We start from the raw sequence: 22,956 nt of genomic DNA on the forward strand, positions 1-22,956 counted from the left end.
CAAACCGCGTGGCCTGTTTTTAGCTTCGCTGATGACTCGTGCGTGAAGAGGGGGAGCACCATGGACATCGAAGTACTGGGCGCGCTGGTCGTCACCGAAGGCGGGATCTCGGTCACCCCGACCGCGCCGAAGGCCCGGCAGGTGCTGGCCCTCCTGGCCGTGCACGCCGACCGCGTCGTCTCCGTGCCCGACCTGATCGAGGAGCTGTGGGGCCAGAACCCGCCGCGCAGCGCCCGCACCACGCTGCAGACCTACGTGCTGCAGGTGCGCGAGCTCATCGCCGCGGCGCTGGAACGCGCCCCGGGCGACGCCCCGTCGCGTACGGCCAAGGACGTCCTGGTCACCGCTCCGGGCGGGTACACGCTGCACACCTCGGGCGGCAGCGTCGACGTCCGCGAGTTCGAACGGCTCGTCGGCTGCGGCTACCGCACGAGCGACGCGGGCGACTACCGGCGCGCCGCCCGCGAACTGCGGGACGCGCTCGCCCTGTGGACCGGCTCCGCCCTCGTGGACGTACGGACGGGGCCGCGGCTGGACATGGAGATCCGGCGCCTGGAAGAGACCTGGCTGTGCGCCCTCGACCAGCGCATCGACGCCGACCTGCGGCTCGGCCGGCACCGCGAGCTGCTGAGCGAACTCACGGTCCTGGTCAGCCGCTACCGCACCCACGAGAACCTGCACGCCCACTACATGGTCGCCCTGCACCGCTCGGGCCGGCGCAGCGAGGCGCTGGACGCCTACCACCGGCTGCGGGCCAGGCTCGTCGGTGAGCTGGGGCTCGAGCCATCCGCAGGGCTGCAACGACTGCAGCGCTCCATTCTGAGAGCCGGGTCCGCACCCGCACCCGGGACGGTCGCAGCCGACACCGGCGAGCGGCTGACCCAGGTCGGCTGAGCGCGCGTCCCACGGTCCCGGGAGGGCGCAACGCGGGAGCGGCGCGGGCCGCGTGACACGCCCTCCGCCCCCGCCGCGCCGGCCCGGCGCCCGTCCGGAGAACGCCCCATGACCCTCTCACCGCGGGACGGCGTGGCCGCCCCCGCCGATGTCCTGGCCGCGCTGCTCGGCCTGCTGGCCGACGTCACCGGGCGCGAGGCGTGCACCCTGCACCCCTGGCAGCCGTTCCCGGAGATCGGCCTGGACTCCTTGCTCGGCACGGAGTTCGTCGCGACCGTCAACGCCCGCTTCGGTACCGCCATCAAGGGCGCGGCCGTCCTGGACCACCCCAGCCTCGAGGCGTTCGCCCTGCATGTCGCGCGGGAGACGCGGTGCGGGACGGACCCCGGGCCCGTCTTCGTCCCGGCCGCGCCGCCGCGCCGTCCGCTGCCGTCCGCCGACGAGCTGCGCGAGGAGCTGGCGCAGGTGCTGGCCTGCGATCCGTGGGACCTGGACCCGTGCACCCCGTTCAGCGATCTGGGGGTCGACGCCCGGGCGGGCGCGGAGTTCATGACGGCGGTCAACCGGCTGTACGGGCTACGGGAGCGCGCCGTCGCCCTTCACGACCACCCGGACCTCACCGCGCTCGCCGCTCACCTCGCCACCGCCTGAGGGCCCGCCGCGTTCAGCCGGCGGGTCAGCTCCAGCTGCTGCCGGCCCAGCTCGTCCACCCGGCGGCGCAGCCGGTCCAGTTCGTCCAGGAGGCCGGGGGCCACGGGCGCGGACAGGCCGGGGGAGTGGGTGAGCACCGACTCCAGGCGGCTGCGCAGTGCCGGGCCCGGTTCGATGCCGAGGGCGGCGACCAGGCGGCGGCGGGCCCGCTCGTACACGCCGAGCGCCTCCGCCTGACGGCCGCTGCGGTACAGGGCCACCATGAGCAGGTCGTAGAACCGCTCGCGCAGCGGGTGGTCGGCGGTCAGCCGTTCCAGGTCACCGATGCACTCACCGTGCCGCTCGCAGCGCAGGGTCGCCTCGTACAGCGCCTCCAGCGTGGTGAGCCGCATCTCGTCCAGCCGGTCGGCCTCCGCCGCGCACACCGGGCCCCTGCGGCAGTCCTGGAGCGCCGGGCCGCGCCACAGCTCCAGGGCGCCGTGCAGGATCTTCGCCGCCCGGGCCGGGTCGGTGGCGACGGCCGCCCGCCCCTCGGCCGAGCGCCGGGCGAAGCGCTGGACGTCGGTGGAGGCGCCGCCCAGGTCGAGCAGGTAGCCCGTCGGCAGGGTGCTGATCCACGCGTGGCCGTACTCCGCGGGCGCGGGCAGCAGCCGCCGCAGCCGGGCCACATGGGCCTGAAGGGCGTTCGCCGCGTTCCCGGGAGGTGCCCCGTCCCAGAGCTCCGCCGCCAGCCGGTCCACGTCGAGCAGCGCCCCGGCGTGCGTGACGAAAGCGGCGAGCAGCGCCCGCTGCTTGGACCCGGCCGGGACGATGTCGGCGCCCCCGGTGCCGTCGTGGACCATGACCGGACCCAGCAGCCGGAATTCGACGCGGCTGTTCGCGGCGGCGGACCGCGCCGCCTCCGGGCGCGGAGTGGCGAGGACGCTCATCGGGTGGCTCTCCCTCGGAATCCGGTCACGGCATGGACGGTAACGACCGTCCGATGGCCGGGGGACACCGCCCGAGCGCCCCTCCAGCCGTCGTAAGCGTGTTCTTGAGGCGGCGCTCCGGGCGCCGCAATCCGGGCGCAAGACCTGGTTGGAAGGCTGCTCGAACGCTGAACGAGAGAATGAGGTGCGCGGCGCGGCCGGGGCTAGCGTGCCTTGCGCCGACGGCTTTCGGCCACGGGGGCGAGGGCGCCGGCACAGGCGATCACGGCCGGGTCCACCCTGGCCGGTCCTTGGGAGGCCACCGTGCGAATACAGGTTCTGGGTCCGTTGAGCGCCGAGGTCAACGGGATGTCGATCGTGCCCACCGCGGGCAAGCCGCGACAGCTCCTCGCGCTGCTCGCCTTCCATCCGGGCCGCGTCGTGCCCGTGCCCACCCTCATGGAAGAGATCTGGGGCAGCAATCCGCCGCAGAGCGCCATGACCACCCTGCAGACCTACATCCTCCAGTTGCGCCGCCGGCTCGGCACCGCCATGGGGCCCGACACCCCCGGCGCCGCCAAGGAGGTCCTGGCCACCCGGCACGGCGGCTATCTGATGCAGATCCCGCCGGACGCCGTCGACGTGCACCGCTACGAGGAGCTGGTGACGGCCGGTCGCGGCGCGTTCGACCGGGGCGAGGACGCCCGGGCCTCGTCGCTGTTCGGCGACGCCCTCGCCATGTGGCAGGGCTCGGCGCTGGTCGACGTACGGCTGGGCCCCGTGCTCGACATCGAGGTGATGAGGCTGGAGGAATCACGGCTGGTCACCGTCGAGCGGCGCATCGACGCGGATCTGCGCTGCGGCCGGCACACCGAGGTCCTGGCCGAGCTCACCGACCTGATCATGCGTCACCCTCAGCACGAGGGGCTGCACTCGCAGGCGATGGTCGCCCTCTACCGGTCGGGCCGGCAGGCCACCGCCCTCGACGTCTACCGCAGGCTGAGGCTGCGCCTGGTGGAGGAGCTGGGCGTGGAGCCGTCGCCGCAGATGCAGCGGCTGCACCGGGCCATGCTCACCGTCGACCCCGCGCTCGATGTGCTGAGCGGGCCGCGCGGACTGTCCACGTTCGATCTGTACGCGGCCTGAGCGCTGGTCCAGCACCGTTCGAGCGGGAGTTGCCAGGCTCCGGTCGGAGAGGGCTCACACCCCTACCGCGTGAGAGGACGGCCCATGTCCGACGAACGGCCCGTACGGCTCCACTGCTTCGCGCACGCCGGAGCGGGCGTCTCCGCCTTCTACGGCTGGGGCCCGCGCCTCGGCCCCGGCGTCGAGACCGTGCCGCACCTGCTGCCCGGCCGCGAACGCCGGCGCTCCGAGCCGCGCCTCACCCGCCCCGCCGACCTGCTCGCCGACCAGCTGCCCCGCTTCACCGGCGAGGGCGGCGAAGCCCCCTACCTCATGTACGGGCACAGCCTCGGCGCCCTCGTCGCGTACAGCGTCACCCGGGCCCTGCACGAGGCGGGGCTCCCGGGGCCCGCGCTGCTCGTCGTCGGCGCCTGCCCGCCGCCCGACGAGCTGTCCGCCCTGGCCGACCAGTGCCGGGCCGGCGACGAGGAGCTGCTGCGCCTGCTCGGCGAGGCGGGCGCCCTGCCCGCGCGCGCCCGGCCCGGCGACTTCTGGCACCAGGCCGTGCTGCCGGTGCTCCGCGACGACCTGGTCCTCGCCCACGAGCTGCGGACGGCCGCCCGCGAACCCTCGCCGGCCCGTCCGCTCGCGGTCCCCGTCCTCGCGGTGGCCGGTGCCGACGACCCGCTGGCCCGGCCCGCGGCCATGGAGCGGTGGCGCTCCTGGACCACCGGCCCCTTCGCCGTCCGCACCGTGCCCGGCGACCACTTCTTCCTCCGGGGCCACGACCTGCCCCGGCTGGTGGGGCGCGCCGCCCGCGTGGTGCGCCGGCTCGCCCCGCAGCCGGCGGGTGTCCGATGAGGCGGGTCGTCATCACCGGGGTGGGGGTGGTCGCCCCGGGCGGCACCGGCACCGCCGCGTTCTGGTCGCTGCTGACGGAGGGCCGTACCGCCACCCGCCGCATCACCCGCTTCGACGCCACGTCGTTCCGGTCCCGGATCGCCGCCGAGGCCGACTTCGACCCCGCGCACCACGGCTTCGACGCCGCCGATGCCCACCGCCTGGACCGGGTCGCGCAGTTCGCGCTCACCGCCGCCCGCGAGGCCGTCGCCGACAGCGGCCTCGACCTGGCGGCCGGGGGCGAGCGCACCGGCGTCTCCCTGGGCACCGCGGTCGGCTGCAGCAGCGGGCTCGACGAGGTGTACGCGCATGTCAGCGAGGGCGGCGAGCACTGGCTGCTGGACCCGGCCCGCGCGGAGGAACGGCTCGGCGACTACCTCGTGCCGAGCTCCGTGGCCGCCGAGGTCGCCCGGGACGCCGGGGCGCTCGGCCCCGTCGCCGTCGTCTCCACCGGGTGCACCTCCGGCCTGGACTCGCTCGGGCACGCCGCGGAGCTCATCCGCGAGGGCAGCGCCGATGTGATGCTGGCCGGTGCGTCCGAGGCCCCGATCACCCCGATCACCCTGGCCTCCTTCGACGCGATCCGCGCCACCTGCGCGCGCAACGACGAGCCGGAGACCGCCTCGCGCCCCTTCGACCGGACCCGGGGCGGCTTCGTCCTCGGTGAGGGCGGCGCCGTGCTCGTCCTGGAGGAGTACACGCACGCGGTGCGCCGGGGTGCCCATGTGTACGCGGAGATCGCGGGGTTCGCCAGCCGCTCGAACGCGTACCACATGACCGGACTGCGCCTGGACGGGCGGGAGATGGCCGAGGCCGTCCGGACCGCCCTGGACGAGGCGCGGCTCGACCCGACCGCCGTCGACTACGTCAACGCGCACGGCTCGGGGACGAAGCAGAACGACAAGCACGAGACCGCGGCCTTCAAGGCGAGCCTGGGCGAGCACGCCTACCGGGTGCCCGTCAGCTCCATCAAGTCGATGATCGGGCACTCGCTCGGCGCGATCGGCTCCCTGGAGATCGCCGCCTGTGCGCTGGCCATCGAGCACGACACGGTGCCGCCCACCGCCAATCTGCACGAGCCCGACCCGAGCTGCGACCTCGACTACGTACCGCTCGTCGCCCGCGAGCAGCGCACCGACACCGTCCTCAGCGTCGGCAGCGGCTTCGGCGGCTTCCAGAGCGCGATGGTGCTCACCGCGCCCCGGACGGAGGCACGCCGATGACCGCCCCCGCCCCGATGACCGCCCCCGCCCCCGCCCGTACCGCGACCGCGGCCGTCACCGGCATCGGGATCGCCGCACCCGGCGGCGTCGGCACCGAGGCCTGGTGGTCCTCGGTCCTGCGCGGGCACCGTGCCATCGGTCCCGTCACCCGGTTCGACGCCTCCGGCTACCCGGCGGTCCTCGCCGGCGAGGTCACCGGCTTCGAGGACGCGGCGCACATCCCGTCCAAGCTGCTGCCGCAGACCGACCGGGTGACCCGGCTCGCCCTCGCGGCGGCGGCCGAGGCCATCACCGACGCGGACATCGACCCGTCGGCCCTGCCCGAGTACGGCATGGGCGTCGTCACCGCCAACGGCGCGGGCGGCTTCGAGTTCGGCCAGCGCGAGCTCCAGGAGCTGTGGAGCAAGGGCAGCCGTCATGTCGGCGCCTTCCAGTCCTTCGCCTGGTTCTACGCCGCCAACTCCGGCCAGATCTCCATCCGGCACGGCCTGCGCGGCCCCAGCGGTGTCGTCGTCTCCGAGCAGGCGGGCGGCCTCGACGCGATGGCCCAGGCCCGGCGCCAGCTGCGCAAGGGCGGCCGGGCCGTCCTCACCGGCGGCTTCGACGCGACGGTGTGCCCGTGGGGCTTCACCGCCCACCTGGCCGCCGGGGGCCTGAGCACCCGGCGCGACCCGGCCGGCGCCTACCTGCCGTTCTCCGCCGACGCCTCCGGGCACGTCGTGGGGGAGGGCGGCGCCCTGCTCGTCGTGGAGGACGGCGACGCCGCGCACGCCCGGGGGGCCCGCGTCCTCGGCACCGTCGAGGGCTGCGCCGCCACCTTCGACCCGGCGCCCGGACGCGGCGCGCCCCGCCTGCTCGACGCCGCACGCCTCGCCCTCGCCGACGCCGGGACCGACGTGGCGGACGTGGACGTGGTCTTCGCGGACGCCGCCGGGGAGCGGGACGCCGACCGCGCCGAGGCCGCCGCGCTCACCGCCCTCTTCGGCCCGTACGGGGTGCCGGTGACGGCCCCGAAGACACTGTTCGGGCGCCTCGGTTCGGGCGGCTCCGCCCTGGATCTGGCGGCGGCCCTGCTCGCCCTGCGCGACCAGGTCGTCCCGCCGGGCGCCCCGGTCGGGCCGCTCGCCGACGACTGCCCGGTGGACCTGGTGACCGGGGCACCGCGCCCGGCGCGGCTGCGGCACGCCCTGGTCCTGGCACGCGGCCGGGGCGGCTTCAACGCGGCGGCCGTGGTGCGGGCGCCCGGGGCCTGCCCGGCGGATCTTCGCGGCCCCGCGACGCCTGGCCCGGCACCTCGCCGTACGCCCGCATCACCCGCGTACCTCCCGTACGAGGGCGACTCGGCCGCACGCCGACGCACCGCACCGGACGCCGCGGGCTGATGCGCGGACACCGGGGAGACGCCCCCTGGCGCGTGAGCGCCGTACACCTCTGCGCACCACCCCTACGCACAACCCGTACCAGGAAGGGAACACCGTGGACCGCCTGCACCTGACCGACCTTGCCGCCCTGCTGCGCGACGCCGCCGGCGGTGACGAGGGCGCGCCGCTGGACGAGGCCGCCCAGGACACCCTCTTCCTCGACCTGGGGTACGACTCGCTGGCCCTGCTCCAGGTCACCGGCGTCGTCGAGCGCGACTACGACGTGACGCTGGACGAGGAGGCGCTGGACGAGGCGCAGACCCCGCGGGCCTACCTCGACCTCGTCAACGGGGCGCTGGCCGCCAGGGCGGCGGCCTGAATGACCGACAGCCGGCTCACCGAGATCGCCGACGGAGTCCACGCGCACGTCCAGGGCGACGGTGGCTGGTGCCTGAACAACTCCGGGCTGCTCGCCGACGGCGGGGAGAGCGCCCTGGTCGACACCGTCGCCACCCTCGACCGGGCCCGCGCCCTGCGCGCCCGGGTCCTGGCGGTCACCGCCGGTCCGCCCCGGTACCTGGTCAACACCCACTTCCACGGCGACCACACCTTCGGCAACTGCGTCTTCCCCGAGGCGGTCGTCGTCGGCCACGCACGGGCCCGGGACGAGGCCGCCGCGGCGGGGCTGCACCTGACGGGGCTCTGGCCCGAGGTGCGCTGGGGGGACCTGGAGGTCGTCGTCCCGCAGGTCACCTTCGAGGAGCGGATGACGCTGTACGTGGGGGAGCTGCGGGCCGAACTCCTGCACGTGGGGCCCGCGCACACCCGGGGCGACACCGTGGTGTGGCTGCCCGGGCCGCGCGTCCTGTTCGCCGGTGACGTGGTGATGAGCGGCGTCACCCCGTTCTGCCCGATGGGCTCGGTCAGCGGGTCCCTGCGCGCCCTCGACGCGCTGCGCGCCCTGGACCCGGTCACGGTCGTCCCCGGCCACGGGCCGGTCGGCGGCCCGGAACTCCTGGACGCCGACGCGGGGTACTTCCGCCGCCTCCAGGAACTCGCCCGCGAGGGCGTCGCGGCGGGCCTGACCCCGTACGAGGCCGCCCAGGAGGCGGGGCCCGGCCCGTACGCCGGGCTCCTGGACTCCGAGCGCCTGGTGCCCAATCTGCACCGGGCCTACGCGGAGGAGCGCGGCGCCCTCCCGGGCGCGCCCCTGGACATCGGGGCGCTGTTCCAGGAGATGGCGCGGTACCACGGCGGTCTGCCGGTCTGCCGCGCCTGACGTCTCCTACACCAGCACCGGGGCCGGGTGGCCGGCCGTGAGGTCGTCCCGGGTCACCACCCGGCTCCGCACCCGCAGCCGGCCCCGGCAGCGCACCAGTTCGTCCGCCATCACGCAGAACCGGGACACCGCGGGCACCCCGCCGCGCGCCGTCGCGAAGACCAGGGCGTAGGCGCGGGTGTGCAGGACGCCGCCGGGGCGGACGTCCACGTCGAGCATGCCGATCCAGTGGCGCAGCTGCCCGCCCTCGCGTTCCTGGCGGGCCCGGTTGCGGCGGACGTTGGCGGCCAGCTCCGCACGCCCGTGCACCGGGCTGTCCAGCGTGGGCACGCTGAACACCGCGTCCTCGGTGAAGGTGGCGGCCCAGCGCTCGGCCTCGTGCCGGTCGAAGAGCTGCATCTGGTGGGCGTAGAACTGCTGCACCTCGGCGTACAGCGAACCGAAGTCCGAGGTGTCCGGCGCGGGCCCGGTGAGGTGCGTGGTGTCGGCCGTCATCGTGTCTTCCTTCTCGTCTCGTCCGCAGGGTCTTCGGGCGGTTCCCGGGTGGTTCCTGGGCGGTTCTTCGGGGGGCTTCGGGGTCTTCGGTTGGTTCTTCGGGGGGTCTTCGGTTGGTTCTCTCCCACCTTCCGTGGTGCTGATCGAGCGCTCTTCAAAGATTCCTCAAGCGCACCGGCGGAGGGTGAAGGCAATCCGGAGGTAAAGACCGCCGGTGGACGACGGAAGGGGACCTCGGTGCGCGACACCCCGTACAGCGACCTCCTGGTCGACGGACTGCTGCGGCGCGCGGCGCGGCGCGACCCCGAAGGCACCGCCGTGCGCACCGCCACCCGCGTGCTGCGCTTCGCCGAACTCGACGCCTACGCGGACCGGATCGCCGGCTGGCTCTCCTCGGCGGGCGCCGGACACGGCACCCGGGTCGGGGTCACCCACACCCTCACCCCGGAGTTCGCCGCCGCCTACCACGGGGTCGTCCGCGCCGGCGCCACGGTCGTCCTGGTCAACCCGCTGCTCCCGCCGGACGGGCTGCGCCACGTGCTCGGCACGTCGGGCGCCCGGATCGTCCTCGCGCCCGCCGACACCGCCGCGTCCCTCACGCGGCTCGCGCCCGGGCTGCCCGCGCTGCGCACCGTGGTCGTCATGGACGGGCGGGCCCCCGCCGGCACCGTCCCGCTGCACGAGCTGATCGCCGGGGCGCGGCCGTACGAGCGGCCCCGCACCGGCCCCGCCGCGTCCCCGGACGACGTGGCGTGCGTGCAGTTCACCACCGGGACCACCGGCGCCCCGAAGGGGGTCCTGCTGACCCATCGCAACGTGGTCGCCAACGCCTGGCAGACCGCCGACGCGCACGGCCTGACCGGCGCTTCGGTGACCCTCAACCACCTGCCGCTGTACCACGTCATGCACCTGAACTCGGCCCTGTACGCGGGGTCCTGCCAGGTCCTCTGCCAGGACCCGGACCCCTTCGCGTCGCTCGGCGCCGCCGCCGGCGCGGGGGCCACGCACTACTACGGGCTGCCCGCCCGGCTGCACGCCCTGGCCGGCGACGAGCGCCTGGCGGCGGGCGGGGCGCCGGACGGGCTGCGGCTGACCGCCGTGCTCTCCGGCGGGTCGGCGCTCCGGCCGCAGGCGGCGCGCGTCCTGGAGGAACGGCTCGGCGTCCCCGTCATCCAGGGCTACGGCATGGCCGAGCTGTCCCCGCTCACGCACAGCCAGCGGCCCGGCCGCTACCGCCACGGCACCGTGGGCTCCGCCGTCGCCGGCACCGAGTGCCGCGTCGTGGACCTCACCACCCGGCGCCCGCTCGGCCCCTGGTCGGCCGGCGAGGTCATGGTGCGCGGGCCGCAGCTGATGGCCGGTTACCTGGGCGACGGGCACCCCGCCCGGGTCGACGCCGACGGCTTCTTCGCCACCGGTGACGTCGGGCGCCTGGACGACGAGGGCAACCTCAGCCTGGTCGACCGGCTCGCCGACGTCTTCAAGTACGACAACGAGATCGTCTCGCCCAGCCGCATCGAGCGGATACTCGCGGACGACCCCCGGGTCGCCGACTGCCTGGTCGCGGACTGGCCCGACCCCGAGCACGGCGCCCTGGTCTGGGCCGGGATCGTGCTCCGCGAGGACGCCGGGACGGGCGGCGACCCGTTCGGCCACGGCGTGCTCGACGTGCTCGACGCCATCACCGAACGCGCCAACGAACGCCTCGGCCGCTTCGAGCGCATTCGCTTCGCCGAGGCGATCGACACCGTGCCGCGCACCCCCACCGGGAAGCCCCGGCGCCGCGCCGTCCGGCAGAAGCTGCGCGCCAGCGCCGCCCTGTGACCGCCCATCCGCCTCACCACCCCGGGAGACCGACCATGGTGAACTCCGGCACGGAGCCGGCCGCCCCGCCGCAGGTGCTGATCGCGGGCGCCGGCCCCGTCGGCCTGACCGCCGCCCACGAACTGGCCCGCCGCGGCCTGCGGGTCCGCCTGATCGACGCGGCCCCCGGCCCCGCGCGCACCAGCCGCGCCGTCGCCACCCACCCGCGCACCCTGGAGACGTACGACCAGATGGGCGTCGTGGACGCCATGCTCGCCCGGGGCCGCCGGAACGCCGCCTTCACGATGTACGCCGAGGGCCGCCGCCTGGTCCGCCTCCAGGCCGACTACGCGTCGATGCCGACCGCGTACCCCTTCACGCTGGTCATCGGCCAGACCGACACGGAGGCCGTCCTGCGCGAGGCGGTGGCCCGGCTCGGCGTCGACATCGAGTGGGGCGTCCGGCTCACCGGCCTCGACCAGCACCCGGACGGGGTGCGGGTGACCCTGGAGGACGCCGACGGAGCCCGGAGCACCGCGGAGGCCTCGTGGCTGATCGGGTGCGACGGCGGCCACAGCACCGTCCGCAAGCTCCTCGGCCTGGAACTCGCCGGCACCAGCAGCGAGACCTGGATGCTCGCCGACGTGCCCGTCACCATGGACCTGCCGCCCGACACCATCTACTGGGCGCACACCGGCGGACAGGCCCTGATGATGGTGCCGTACGCCCGCGAGGGCCACTGGCGGCTCCTGGACACCGTGCCGGACCGTGCCGCAGAGGGCGTCGAGGAACGCCTCGGCGCGAAGCTGTCCAAGGGCCTGGGCCGGCCGGTCACCGTCGGGCCCAGCGAGTGGACGTCCGTCTTCACGTTCCAGCAGCGCCGGGTCGACCGGATGCGGGAGGGCCGGGTCTTCGTCGCGGGCGACGCCGCCCATGTGCACAGCCCCGCCTCCGGCCAGGGCATGAACACCGGCATCCAGGAGGCGTACAACCTGGCCTGGAAGCTCGCCCAGGTCGAACAGGGCCACGCGGGCGAGCCGCTGCTCGACAGCTACGGCGCCGAGCGCGTGCCCATCGGCGCCGCCCTGCTCGACTCCACCCGCACCGCCACCGTCCTCGTGCAGCTGAAGAACCTGCTCGCCGCCGCCGTGCTGCCCGTCGTCTTCACCGTCGTACGCAACGTCACCCCGCTGCGCCGCGCCATCCAGCGCAAGGTCCTCGGCGGGATGTCCGGGCTGCGCATCGGCTACGGCGCCTCCCCGCTCACCACCCCAGGGACCGCCGCCGCCGGCCCCGCCCCCGGCGGACGGGCCCGGGGCGTCGCGCTGGACGGCCTGGAGCCCACCGTGCGCGAGGCGTTCGCCGCCGAACTGCGCGACGTGCGGTGGAGCCTGCTGCTCGGGGCGGGCGGCACCGGACCCGGCGACGTGCCCGTGGGCGTCGCCGTCACCGCGGCGGCCCAGTACGCGGAATGGCTCTCCGTGCGCACCCTCGGCGGTCGCACCGACGGCTCCGAGGGCCCCGCACCGCTCGCCGACCCCGGCGGCGCGCTGCGCACCGTGCTCGGCCTGCGCCCCGGCTCCTGGCTCCTGGTGCGGCCCGACGGCTACGTCGCCGCGCGCGGGCCCGTGCTCAGCCGGACCGCCCTGGACCGGGCGCTCGCCCCGGTGGGGCCGTCCGCCCCGCTCGCGCTGCCGGCCCGGGTGGAGCCGCGGGCCGTTCCCGTATCCCCGGCCACGATGTCCCCGGCCACGACGAAGGAGCACCGACCATGACCGCCACCCCCGAGATCCGTCCCGTCGCCCTGGTGACCGGCGGCACGAGCGGCATCGGCCTCGAAGTGGTCCGTACGCTCGGCCGCGCCGGGCACCGCGTCTTCCTGTGCGCCCGCACCGACGCCGCGGTGAAGGAGACCGTCGACGCCCTGCGCGACGAAGGCCTCGACGTCTCCGGACAGGCCGCCGACGTGCGCTCCCGCGAGGACGTCGCCGCCCTGGTGCGCGCCGCCGTCGCCGCTTACGGGCCGCTGTCCGTCCTCGTCAACAACGCCGGGCGCAGCGGCGGCGGCGTGACCGCCGGGCTCAGCGACGAGCTCTGGTACGACGTCATCGACACCAACCTCAACAGCGTGTTCCTGGTGACCCGCGAGGCCCTGGCGAACGGCGGGCTCCAGGACGCCGCCGACCGGGGCCGGATCATCAACATCGCCTCCACCGCCGGCAAGCAGGGCGTCCTGCTCGGCGCCCCGTACAGCGCCTCCAAACACGGCGTCGTCGGCTTCACCAAGGCGCTCGGCCGTGAGCTGGCCCCGACCGGCGTCACCGTCAACGCCGTCTGCCCCGGCTATGTCGAGACCGCGATGGCCCAGCGGGTGCGCGCGGGTTACGCCGCCGCCTGGGACACCACCGAAGAGGACGTCCTCGCCCGGTTCGAGGCGAAGATCCCGCTCGGGCGCTACTCCACCCCGCAGGAGGTCGCGGCCCTGGTCGGCTACCTGGCGTCCGGGCCCGCCGCCTCCATCACGGCGCAGGCCCTCAACGTCTGCGGCGGCCTGGGCAACTTCTGACCCTCCCCGACCACCCGCGCCGCGCGCGGGCGGGGTCCACGAGCAACCGAGAAAGAGGTGTGTGGTGTCGGACGTACGTGTGCACCGGACGAGGCACAGCGTCGACGTGGACGCCCAGCCGGGCGTCGTCTACGGGCTGATCGCGGACGCCGAGCGCTGGCCGCTGTTCTTCCCGCCCAACGTGCACGTCGAGCGGCTGGAGTTCGACGGCCGCGACGAGCGGCTGCGCATGTGGGCGACCGCCAACGGCGACGTGCGGTCCTGGCTCTCCGAGCGGGCCCAGGACCCGGCGGCGCGCCGCATCACCTTCCGGCAGACCCGGCCGCAGGCCCCGGTCGAGACGATGGAGGGCACCTGGATCGTCGAGGAGCGCCCGGGCGGCGGGACCCGGCTCGTCCTGCTGCACGACTTCACCGTCACCGGGGACCGTTTCGAGGACGTGCGCTGGGTCGAGACCGCCTGCGACACCAACTCCCGCGCCGAGCTGGCGAGTCTGAAGGGGATCGCGGAGCGCTGGGCCCTCCTGGACGACCTCGTCCTGTCCTTCGAGGACTCGGTGCGCGTCCACGGCCCCGCCGAGCTGGTGTACGACTTCCTGTACCGGATCGGCGACTGGCCCGAGCTGGTCCCGCACGTCTCCCGCCTCGACTTCACCGAGCCGACGCCCGGTGTCCAGGTCATGGCGATGGACACGGTCACCGCCGACGGCGGCACGCACACCACCGAGTCCGTCCGCATCTGCTTCCCGCACGCCGGGCGCATCGTCTACAAGCAGACCGCCACCCCCGTCCTGATGGAGGCGCACACCGGCGAGTGGTCCGTGGTCCCCGACGCCACCGGCGTCACCGTCGTCTCCCAGCACACCGTCGTGCTCCGCGAGAGCGCCGTCGAACAGGTGCTGGGCGCGGGCGCCGGACTCCCCCAGGCCCGCCGGTACGTACGCGAGGCGCTGGGCCGCAACTCGACGGCCACGCTCAACCTCGCGAAGCGGCACGCGGAGACCGCGGTCCGCATGCTGTGACGGCGCGGTCCAAGGCGCCTGGAGCGGTTCCCGAGCCGTTCTCCACCGCGTCGCGAGCGACCGCCCGCAGGGTCGAGCCACGCCCACCCGCACCCCGTGCCCGTACGACGAAGGAGGCGGACGCCGCCGTCATGACCACCATCGCAGAGCTCCCCGGGCGCCCCCCCCCCCCCCCCGCCTCCGCTTCCCCCGCCCCCGGCCGCGCGGACGCGGACGCCCTCGACCGGGCACGACGCCTGGAAGCGCGGCTCGGCGACCCCTACGACCCCGCCAACCCGCACGGGTTCGCCGCACTGTTCGACGCCGACGCCCGCCGCACCCCGCCCGAGGCGACCGAGGCGCTGCTCACCGCCGAAGGGCTCGGCGCCGAATTCGTGCCCGTCGCCCTCGGCGGGCGGCTGACCCGCGCCGATCTGCTGGCCCGGGCCGTGCGGCCGGTGTTCCGGCGCGACCTGGGGCTGGGCATGGGCCACGGCCTCATCTCGCTGTTCGCGGCGGGCGCCGTGTGGGCGGCCGGAAACGAGCCGCAGCGCCGGGAGACCGCCCGCCTGCTGCTGGGCGGCGGCCGGATCGCGATCCTGCACCACGAACTCGCCCACGCCAACGCCATCCTGCGCCATGAGTTCACCGCCCGCCCGGCCGTCGGCGGGCGCCGGATCAGCGGCCGCAAGGACGTCATCCTCAACGCCTCGCGCGCCGACCTCCACGTCGTCTACGCCCGCACCGACGAGGCCCCCGGCCCGCGCGGCCACTCCGTCCTGCTGCTCGACCCGGCCGGGCAGGACCCGGCACACCTGCGCCACCTGCCCCGGGTGGAGAGCTCCGGAATGCGCGGGGCGCTCTTCTCCGGACTGGAGTTCGCCGAGCTGCCCGTGCCCGACGACGCGCTCGTCGGCCACCCGGGCGACGGGGCCGGCATCGCCCTGCGCGCCTTCCAGGTGAACCGGAGCCTGATCTGCGGGCTCGTCACCGCCGCCGCCGGAACGGTCCTGCACTCCGCCGCGCGCACCGCGACCGAGGGCCGCGCGGCCGGGGTCGCCCGGCGCCGGCACAAGCCGCTCACCGGGGTCTTCGCCGACCTCCTGGCCTGCGACGCGATGTCCACCACCGTGCTGCGCGCCCTGAGCCTGCTGCCCGCCAGCGCCCACCTCTTCGCCGCCGCCGTCAAATACGTGGTCCCCGAACTCCTGCGGGAGAACCTGGAGGAGCTCGCCACGGTCCTCGGCGCCCGCGGCTACGACCACGCGAGCCCCGCGTACGGGGCACTCGGCAAGCTCAGCCGCGACCTGCCCGTCGCCGGGCTCGGGCACGCCGGATCGGCCTCCTGCCAGTCCGTCCTGGTGCCGCAGCTGCGCGGCCTCGCCGAACGCTCCTGGTTCGCCGAACCGGAGCCGCCCGCCGAGCTGTTCGCCGCCGGCGCCGCGCTGCCCGACCTGGACTACCGGCTCCTCGGCATCGCGGGCGGCGGCGACTTCATGGCCGCCTCGCTCGCCGCGACCGCCGAACGGCTCGCCCCGCTCCGCGACGCCGGCGGGCACACCGGCGCGCTGGCCGGGCTCGCCGAGGCGTTCGCCACCGAGCTGCGCGGGCTGCGCGCCCAGTGCCGCCGCATCCCGGCCGGCCCCGCCGCCCTCGCCGACCCGGCCGTCGTCCGGCTCAGCGACCGCTACAGCCGGATCGTCGGCGCCGCCGCGGTGCTCGCCGTCTGGGAGGGCCAGGACGGCGCCGACCCGTTCCTCGCCGACCCCGCCTGGGCCGTGCTCGCCCTCACCCGGGCCGGGCAGCGCCTCGGCATCCCCGTGCCCGCCCTGCCCGACGGCGTCCAGGACCAGGTGCTCGACGAGCTGCTCCGCCGGCACGGCCAGGGCCTGGGCTACGACCTCGACGCGCTCCCGTACGAAGGCAGGCCATGACGAGCATCCCCGCGCCCGGTGCCGGGCGGATCAGCGCACCCCTCCACGTCTCGGGGCCCGGCGCGCCCTGGCACCTGGTGCGCGAGGCCATGGACCGGCACGGCAACGCCGTCGTCCACACCACCTGGGGCGAGTGGCTGGGGGCGGCCGTCACCCAGCCGGCGCTGCGGCAGCTGCTCGGCGGCGACTGGCAGCGCTACCGGCGCACCCAGGACCCCACGCTGCGCTACCGGTTCCTCGCCTCGCGCCTCGTCACCAAGTACACCGCCGCCGCCGCCCTGCGCACCGGACCGGCCGAGCTCGACCTCGCGTACCGGATCGGCGGCCGGCCCTACCTGCGCAGCCTCGACCAGATCGACGTCAGCCTCACGCACACCGAGGACATGATCGCCGTCGGCATCAGCCGCAACGGCCGGATCGGCGTCGACGTCGAACCCGCCACCCGGCCCATGTCGTACGACCTGCTCCGGGGACACGTGCTGACGCCCGCCGAGCGCGAGGCGCTGGAACACCTCCCGGAGGACGAGCGGACGGCCCGGCTGCTGCCGCTGTGGACGCTCAAGGAGGCCTACACCAAGGCGCTCGGGCAGGGGCTGCGGCTCGACTTCACCGAGTTCGGCTTCGCCGCGGGCGGCGGCGAACTGCTCGCGCCCGACGGCCGGCCCGCCGCCGACGGCGAGTGGGCGTTCGCCACCCACCGGGTCCTGGGCGGGCGGTACCTGCTCAGCGTCGCCTGCCACGACACCGGCCTGGCCGCCTCCGCCGACACCACGGTCCGCACCATGCTCGACACGGGCTTCGCGGGGGCGGTCACCGAACTGCTCGGCTGAATCGTGCCGCACTCGGCCCCGCGTCCAGTCCCGCTGGAGGAAGACGCGGGGCCTTCGCATGCCCGCGTACGGTACGGAACCGGTCGCCTCCCCGACGGAACCCTGCGGGATCACGGCGCCCCACCACCGGACCACCGCCGTGTCAGTGCCGTGTCGGTGCCGTGTGGGCGGGCCCTCGCATACTCGTTCCGCATTCGCCGACAGAGGGGAGGGGAGGGGTCTCCCGCATGCGCGCCGCAGCCGGTCCGCCGCGCTCCCGCATGCGTGCCCCGCAGGACGATGGCCACCGACCACTCCTCGCACACCACCCCCGCCCGGGCCACCCCCGGCGGCCCGATGACCGTCGTCCTCGACCTCGCCGGCCAGGACCCGGCCGCACCGCCCGTCCTGGAGCTGCGCGGCCCCGTGGACCCGCACCGCGTCGAGGCCGCCCTCGACCGCCTGGGCCGGCTCGGTACGCGCCCCGCCTGCTCCTGGCTGCCGAGCCTGGAGCCCGCCGAGGACGGGCACCACACCCTGCGCCTGACCCCGGACGGGCCGGCCGCCGGCGACGCGCCCTTCCCCGCCGGGCTCCTCGCGGACCTGCTCACCGTCACGGAGAGCGGCCCCGGGCCCGCGCCCCGGATCGAGCCGACGCCGCTGCAACGGGAACTCCTCGCGGACGCGGACGCGCACCCCGGCACCGAGGGCTGGTGCGAACAGCTCGCGGTCACCTGGTCCGGGCCGCTCGACCCGGACCGGCTCGGCGCCGCCTGGCAGTCCGTCGCCGAACGGGAGAGCGTGCTGCGGGCCGCCTTCGAGGAGGGGCCCGAGCCGTGGATCGTCTGCCACGAGGGCGCGGGACCCGAAGTGCTGCGCTTCCCGCCCGGCAGCGTCGACTGGCACGCGCTGGTCGAGGCCGACCGGCGCCGGGGCCTCGACCCGCGCCGCCCGGGACCGCTGCGCGTCACCTTCCTGGGCGGCGGCCCGGACGCGGCCGGCAGCACCCGCCTCCTGCTGAGCTTCCACCCGGCGCTCCTCGACGACTGGAGCGTGCGGCTGCTGCTGCACGAGTTCTACCGCGCCTACCTGGCGGGCGGTGAGCTGCCCGGCGGCACCCGCCGCCCCGACCTCGGCGACTACACGCGCTGGCTCGCGGCCCAGGACACCGCCCCGGCCCGCGAGTTCTGGCGCGACGCCCCGCCCGGCCCCGCCACGTACCCGCCCGCGGGCGCCGGCGCCGGCCAGGTCCGCGCCCGGATCACGCCCGAGGAGAGCGAACGGCTCGCCGCGTGGGCGGGGGGCCTCGGCTGCCCGGAGAGCAGCGCCCTGCACGCCGTGTGGGCGCTGGCCCTCTACCGGGCCGGCGGCCACGAGGGCGCCGCCGACATCAGCTTCAGCGCGGCGGTCTCCGGCCGGGGCATCCTCCTCGACGGCGTCGAACGGCTGCCCGCCGCCCTGCGCAACCCGCTGCCGATGACCGCCGGCGTCAACCCGCACGCCCCGCTCGCCGACCTCCCGGCCCGCCTGCGCGACCAGGCCCTGGACGTGTCCGGGTACGAGTGGGTGTCGCAGGGGCGCGTCCGGTCCTGGACCCGCCCCGGCGGCCCCGCCGCGCCGGCGGCCGCCCCGCGCACCGGCAGCCTCGTCGTCTTCGAGAACCGGCCGCGCCCGCCCGGCGACCTGGCACCGGCGCTCGCCGCGCTGGGCGTCCGCGTCAGCACCCCCGAGACGCTGGGGGCGCGCACCGGGTTCCCGCTCACGCTCGTCGCCCACCGGGACGACGAGGGGGGCCTCGTGCTCACCGCCACCTGCCTCGGGTCGGGCCTCGCCCAGGCCGAGGACCTGCTCACCCGGACCGCGCACGCCCTGCGCGAGCTGCCGCGCACGGCGACGCCCGCGACGACGGTCGGCGGGGCGCTCGCGCTCCTCGCGGGACCGCCGGACCGGGCGCCGCGCGGACGGCCGGGCGCCCGGCGGGTGGCCGCGCTGACGGAGCTGCGCCCCGCCGCGCGCCCCGGCACCGGCACCGTCTGCCTGCTCCGGGCGCCGGGGACCCCGCTGTCCACGCTGACCCGGGTCGCCTACGCCTACCGGGGGCCGGAGGCCGTGGTGCTGCTGCGGCCACCGCCGTACGCGGACGCGTCCGCCCCGGCCGCCGAGGCCGTCGTGGGGGCGCTGGCCGGCCTCGGCGGGCCCCTCGTGCTCGGCGCGCTCTGCGGCGGCGGCGAGCGCGCCTACGCGCTCGCCGGGCAACTCGTCGCGGCCGGGCGCAGGCCGCCCGGAGTGGTCCTCACCGGCACCGCGACGCCGGCCGGGACCTTCGCCCACATCCTCGAAACGGTGGTCCGCCGAACCCGGTGACCGCCGCGGTCACGCCAACCGCCCCACCTCACACCTCAGGAGAGTCATGACGACACGTCTGTTCACCTCGGAGTCCGTGACCGAGGGACACCCCGACAAGATCGCCGACCAGATCAGCGACGCGATCCTGGACGCGCTCCTCGCACAGGACCCGGGTTCCCGCGTCGCGGTGGAGACCCTGATCACGACCGGGCAGGTCCACATCGCCGGCGAGGTCACGACATCGGCGTACGCGGACGTGCCGGGCATCGTGCGCCAGACCATCCTCGACATCGGCTACGACTCCTCCGCCAAGGGCTTCGACGGCACCTCCTGCGGGGTCTCCGTCTCCATCGGCGCGCAGTCCCCTGACATCGCGCAGGGCGTCGACACCGCGTACGAGAAGCGCGTCGACGGCTCCGGCGACGACGCGCTCGACCAGCAGGGCGCCGGCGACCAGGGGCTGATGTTCGGCTACGCGTGCGACGAGACGCCGAGCCTGATGCCGCTGCCGATCGACCTGGCGCACCGGCTCTCGCGCCGCCTCACCGAGGTACGCAAGAACGGCACCGTCCCCTACCTGCGCCCCGACGGCAAGACCCAGGTGACGATCGGCTACCTGGGCAGCCGCCCGGTGCGCCTGGACACGGTCGTCGTCTCCAGCCAGCACGCCGCGGACATCGACCTCGACGGCCTGCTCGTCCCCGACGTCCGCGAGCACGTCGTGGAGCACGTCCTGAACGAACTCGCCGACGAGGGCATCAAGCTGGAGACCGACGACTACCGGCTCCTCGTCAACCCGACCGGCCGCTTCGAGATCGGCGGCCCGATGGGCGACGCCGGCCTCACCGGCCGCAAGATCATCATCGACACGTACGGAGGCTACGCCCGGCACGGCGGCGGCGCCTTCTCCGGCAAGGACCCGTCGAAGGTGGACCGCTCGGCCGCCTACGCCACGCGCTGGGTCGCCAAGAACGTCGTCGCCGCCGGCCTCGCCACCCGCTGCGAGGTCCAGGTCGCGTACGCGATCGGCAAGGCCGAGCCGGTCGGTCTCTTCGTGGAGACCTTCGGCACCGCCAAGGTCGCGCAGGCCCGGATCGAGAGCGCCATCCGCGAGGTCTTCGACCTGCGCCCGGCCGCCGTCATCCGCGACCTGGACCTGCTGCGCCCCATCTACCGGCAGACCGCCGCCTACGGGCACTTCGGCCGCGAACTGCCGGACTTCGCCTGGGAGCGCACCGACCGCGTCGAACAGCTCAAGGCCGCCGCCGGTCTCTGACCGGCGTCCACCGGTGCCCAGTCGAGAGGGACAGGGATTCGTATGCGTATCGCGGTGACAGGCTCCATAGCCACCGACCACCTGATGGTCTTCCCGGGCCGGTTCGCGGACCAGCTCATCGCCGACCAGCTCGCCCATGTGTCGCTCTCGTTCCTCGTGGACGACCTGGAGGTGCGGCGCGGCGGAGTGGCGGCCAACATCGCCTTCGGGCTCGGCTCGCTCGGGCTGGACCCGCTGCTGGTCGGCGCCGTCGGCAGCGACTTCGCCACGTACGAGGTGTGGCTCAAGGAGCACGGGGTCGACACCGGTGGTGTGCGGGTGAGCGACGAGCGGCAGACCGCCCGTTTCTCGTGCATCACCGACCGGGACGACAACCAGATCGCGGCGTTCTACGCCGGCGCCATGGCGGAGGCCCGGGACATCGACCTGGCGGCGGAGACGGCCCGGGCCGGCGGCGTGGGCTTCGTCCTCGTCGCACCCGACGACCCGGCGGCCATGCTGCGGCACACCGCGGCCTGCCGGACCCTCGGCGTCCCCTTCGCCGCCGACCCCTCCCAGCAGCTCGCCCGCCTCGACGGCGACGAGGTGCGCGAGCTGGTCGACGGCGCCCGGTGGCTGTTCACCAACGAGTACGAGGCGGCGCTCCTGCTGGAACGCGCCTCCTGGGACCGCGACGACGTGCTGGGCCGCGTCGGAGCCTGGGTCACCACGCTCGGCGCGCGGGGCGTCCGCATCGAGAGCGCCGGCGCCGGCGCCCTGACCGTGCCGGGCATCGAGGGCGTCGAGACGGCCGACCCGACCGGGGTGGGCGACGCGTTCCGCGCGGGTTTCCTCGCCGCCACGGTCCGGGGCGCCGGCCCGGAGCAGGCTGCGCGGCTCGGCTGCGCGGTCGCCTCGCTGGCGCTGGGGGCCGTGGGCTCCCAGGCCTACGAGCCGGAGGCCGGCCGCCTGCTGGACATCCTGCGGCGGCAGTACGGCCCCGAGGCGGCCGACGCGCTCGCCCCCGTCCTGGGCGGTGCGTCATGACCGCGGCGGAGCGGGTCGCCGCCCTGCGGGACGCGCTCGCCACGCGCGTGGTGGTGGCCGACGGCGCGATGGGCACCATGCTCCAGGCGCAGGACCCGACGCTGGAGGACTTCCAGCAGCTCGAAGGGTGCAACGAGGTCCTCAACGTGACCCGCCCCGACATCGTGCGCTCGGTCCACGACGCGTACTTCGCGGCGGGCGTGGACTGCGTCGAGACGAACACCTTCGGCGCGAACACGGCGGCCCTCGGCGAGTACGACATCCCCGAGCGCGTCCACGAGCTGTCCGAGGCCGGTGCGCGCATCGCCCGCGAGGCCGCCGACGCGGTCACCGCTTCCACCGGTGAGCAGCGCTGGGTCCTCGGCTCCATGGGCCCGGGCACCAAGCTGCCCTCGCTCGGCCACATCCGGTACGCCACGATCCGGGACGGCTTCCAGGCGAACGCCGAGGGGCTGCTCGCCGGCGGCGCCGACGCGCTGATCGTGGAGACGACGCAGGACCTCCTCCAGACCAAGGCCGGACTGGTCGGCGCGCGGCGCGCGATGGACGCGCTGGGGGTGCGGGTCCCGCTGATCTGCTCGCTCGCCTTCGAGACGACCGGGACGATGCTCCTCGGCTCGGACATCGGCGCGGCGCTCACGGTCCTGGAACCGCTGGGCATCGACCTCATCGGCCTGAACTGCTCGACCGGTCCGGCCGAGATGACCGAGCACCTGCGCCACCTGGCCCGGCACTCGGCGACCCCGCTGATGTGCATGCCCAACGCGGGTCTGCCGGTGCTCGGCGCGGACGGCGCGTACTTCCCGCTCGGGCCCGACGGCCTGGCGGACGCCCAGGAGACGTTCGTACGGGACTACGCCCTGTCGCTGGTGGGCGGCTGTTGCGGGACGACGCCGGACCATCTGCGGGCCGTGGTGGAGCGCGTACGGGGCATCGTGCCGCCGGACCGGGCCCCGCAGCCGGAGCCGGGCGCGGCGTCGCTCTACCAGACGGTGCCGTTCCGCCAGGACACGGCGTACCTGGCGATCGGTGAGCGTACGAACGCCAACGGGTCCAGGAAGTTCCGCGAGGCCATGCTGGAAGGCCGCTGGGACGACTGCGTGGAGATGGCCCGGGAGCAGGTCCGCGAGGGCGCGCACATGCTCGACCTGTGCGTGGACTACGTGGGCCGCGACGGCGTCGCCGACATGGACGAGCTCGCTGGGCGCCTCGGGACCGCGTCGACGCTGCCGATCGTGCTGGACTCCACCGAGGTGGACGTGTTGCGGACCGGCCTGGAACGGCTGGGCGGGCGGGCCGTCGTCAACTCGGTCAACTACGAGGACGGGGACGGGCCCGAGTCGCGTTTCGCGAAGGTCAC

Annotated in this window: 20 protein-coding genes; 18 read left to right on the top strand and 2 right to left on the bottom strand. The window is 75.4% G+C overall.

Annotated elements, in window-relative coordinates; all coding sequences use genetic code 11:
• Window positions 1-60 precede the first annotated feature (60 nt).
• The gene (locus tag FKN01_RS28060) at window positions 61-894 is read left to right on the top strand and encodes an AfsR/SARP family transcriptional regulator (protein WP_143625405.1); all 834 of its coding nucleotides are present in this window, start codon (window positions 61-63) and stop codon (window positions 892-894) included.
• A 108-nt stretch (window positions 895-1,002) separates the two neighbouring features.
• Complete coding sequence (locus FKN01_RS28065; RefSeq protein ID WP_143625407.1) at window positions 1,003-1,545, top strand: phosphopantetheine-binding protein; 543 nt, start codon at window positions 1,003-1,005, stop codon at window positions 1,543-1,545.
• Here the strand turns inward: FKN01_RS28065 and FKN01_RS28070 are convergent.
• Entirely contained in the window at window positions 1,527-2,474 is a 948-nt protein-coding gene (locus FKN01_RS28070; protein WP_143625409.1) for an AfsR/SARP family transcriptional regulator, read from the bottom strand. The two genes, FKN01_RS28065 and FKN01_RS28070, sit on opposite strands and share 19 nt — an antisense overlap.
• 303 nt (window positions 2,475-2,777) lie before the next feature.
• Between FKN01_RS28070 and FKN01_RS28075 the strand changes: the two genes are divergently transcribed.
• The 6 genes from FKN01_RS28075 to FKN01_RS28100 all read left to right on the top strand — a co-directional run bounded on the left by FKN01_RS28075 (window position 2,778) and on the right by FKN01_RS28100 (window position 8,341).
• Entirely contained in the window at window positions 2,778-3,599 is an 822-nt protein-coding gene (locus FKN01_RS28075) for an AfsR/SARP family transcriptional regulator (protein ID WP_143625411.1), read from the top strand.
• A gap of 84 nt (window positions 3,600-3,683) precedes the next feature.
• Window positions 3,684-4,439, top strand: a complete 756-nt coding sequence (locus tag FKN01_RS28080; protein WP_143625413.1) for a thioesterase II family protein — start codon at window positions 3,684-3,686, stop codon at window positions 4,437-4,439.
• Window positions 4,436-5,701 (top strand): beta-ketoacyl synthase, encoded by a 1,266-nt coding sequence (locus tag FKN01_RS28085; RefSeq protein ID WP_143625415.1) that lies wholly within the window; start codon window positions 4,436-4,438, stop codon window positions 5,699-5,701. Before FKN01_RS28080 ends, FKN01_RS28085 begins: the two co-directional genes overlap by 4 nt.
• Window positions 5,698-7,083, top strand: a complete 1,386-nt coding sequence (locus FKN01_RS28090; protein WP_313906182.1) for a beta-ketoacyl synthase N-terminal-like domain-containing protein — start codon at window positions 5,698-5,700, stop codon at window positions 7,081-7,083. The genes FKN01_RS28085 and FKN01_RS28090 overlap by 4 nt, the downstream gene beginning before the upstream one ends.
• 94 nt (window positions 7,084-7,177) lie before the next feature.
• The gene (locus tag FKN01_RS28095; protein WP_143625417.1) at window positions 7,178-7,441 is read left to right on the top strand and encodes an acyl carrier protein; all 264 of its coding nucleotides are present in this window, start codon (window positions 7,178-7,180) and stop codon (window positions 7,439-7,441) included.
• Entirely contained in the window at window positions 7,442-8,341 is a 900-nt protein-coding gene (locus tag FKN01_RS28100; RefSeq protein ID WP_143625419.1) for an MBL fold metallo-hydrolase, read from the top strand.
• Window positions 8,342-8,347: 6 nt separating this feature from the next.
• Here FKN01_RS28100 and FKN01_RS28105 read toward each other — a convergent pair whose 3' ends face one another.
• The gene (locus FKN01_RS28105) at window positions 8,348-8,836 is read right to left on the bottom strand and encodes a nuclear transport factor 2 family protein (RefSeq protein ID WP_143625421.1); all 489 of its coding nucleotides are present in this window, start codon (window positions 8,834-8,836) and stop codon (window positions 8,348-8,350) included.
• 237 nt (window positions 8,837-9,073) lie between these two features.
• Between FKN01_RS28105 and FKN01_RS28110 the strand changes: the two genes are divergently transcribed.
• From FKN01_RS28110 to FKN01_RS28155, 10 genes are all read left to right on the top strand, one after another.
• Window positions 9,074-10,660, top strand: a complete 1,587-nt coding sequence (locus FKN01_RS28110; protein WP_143625423.1) for a class I adenylate-forming enzyme family protein — start codon at window positions 9,074-9,076, stop codon at window positions 10,658-10,660.
• A 35-nt stretch (window positions 10,661-10,695) separates the two neighbouring features.
• Window positions 10,696-12,414: an FAD-dependent oxidoreductase gene (locus FKN01_RS28115; protein ID WP_143625425.1), complete on the top strand. Its 1,719-nt coding sequence runs from the start codon at window positions 10,696-10,698 to the stop codon at window positions 12,412-12,414.
• Entirely contained in the window at window positions 12,411-13,205 is a 795-nt protein-coding gene (locus FKN01_RS28120; protein WP_143625427.1) for an SDR family NAD(P)-dependent oxidoreductase, read from the top strand. Before FKN01_RS28115 ends, FKN01_RS28120 begins: the two co-directional genes overlap by 4 nt.
• A 64-nt stretch (window positions 13,206-13,269) precedes the next feature.
• Window positions 13,270-14,226, top strand: coding sequence for an aromatase/cyclase (locus FKN01_RS28125; RefSeq protein ID WP_143625429.1), 957 nt, complete (start codon window positions 13,270-13,272; stop codon window positions 14,224-14,226).
• Between the two features lie 131 nt (window positions 14,227-14,357).
• Window positions 14,358-16,139 carry an acyl-CoA dehydrogenase gene (locus FKN01_RS28130; protein ID WP_143625431.1) on the top strand — a complete coding sequence of 594 codons (1,782 nt, stop codon included), beginning with the start codon at window positions 14,358-14,360 and terminating at the stop codon, window positions 16,137-16,139.
• Window positions 16,136-16,969, top strand: a complete 834-nt coding sequence (locus tag FKN01_RS28135; protein ID WP_143625433.1) for a 4'-phosphopantetheinyl transferase superfamily protein — start codon at window positions 16,136-16,138, stop codon at window positions 16,967-16,969. The genes FKN01_RS28130 and FKN01_RS28135 overlap by 4 nt, the downstream gene beginning before the upstream one ends.
• A 279-nt stretch (window positions 16,970-17,248) precedes the next feature.
• Window positions 17,249-19,312 carry a condensation domain-containing protein gene (locus FKN01_RS28140; RefSeq protein ID WP_143625435.1) on the top strand — a complete coding sequence of 688 codons (2,064 nt, stop codon included), beginning with the start codon at window positions 17,249-17,251 and terminating at the stop codon, window positions 19,310-19,312.
• A 46-nt stretch (window positions 19,313-19,358) separates the two neighbouring features.
• Window positions 19,359-20,570, top strand: a complete 1,212-nt coding sequence (metK, locus tag FKN01_RS28145; RefSeq protein WP_143625437.1) for a methionine adenosyltransferase — start codon at window positions 19,359-19,361, stop codon at window positions 20,568-20,570.
• Between the two features lie 42 nt (window positions 20,571-20,612).
• A complete protein-coding gene (locus FKN01_RS28150) occupies window positions 20,613-21,596 on the top strand; it encodes a carbohydrate kinase family protein (protein WP_143625439.1) in 984 nt (327 codons plus the stop codon).
• Window positions 21,593-22,956 (top strand): homocysteine S-methyltransferase family protein (locus FKN01_RS28155; protein ID WP_185993020.1); only part of this gene is annotated, 1,364 nt, incomplete at its 3' end. The genes FKN01_RS28150 and FKN01_RS28155, both read left to right, overlap by 4 nt.

Origin of the sequence: Streptomyces sp. 130, from assembly GCF_007096885.1 — a bacterium.
Classification (GTDB): domain Bacteria; phylum Actinomycetota; class Actinomycetes; order Streptomycetales; family Streptomycetaceae; genus Streptomyces.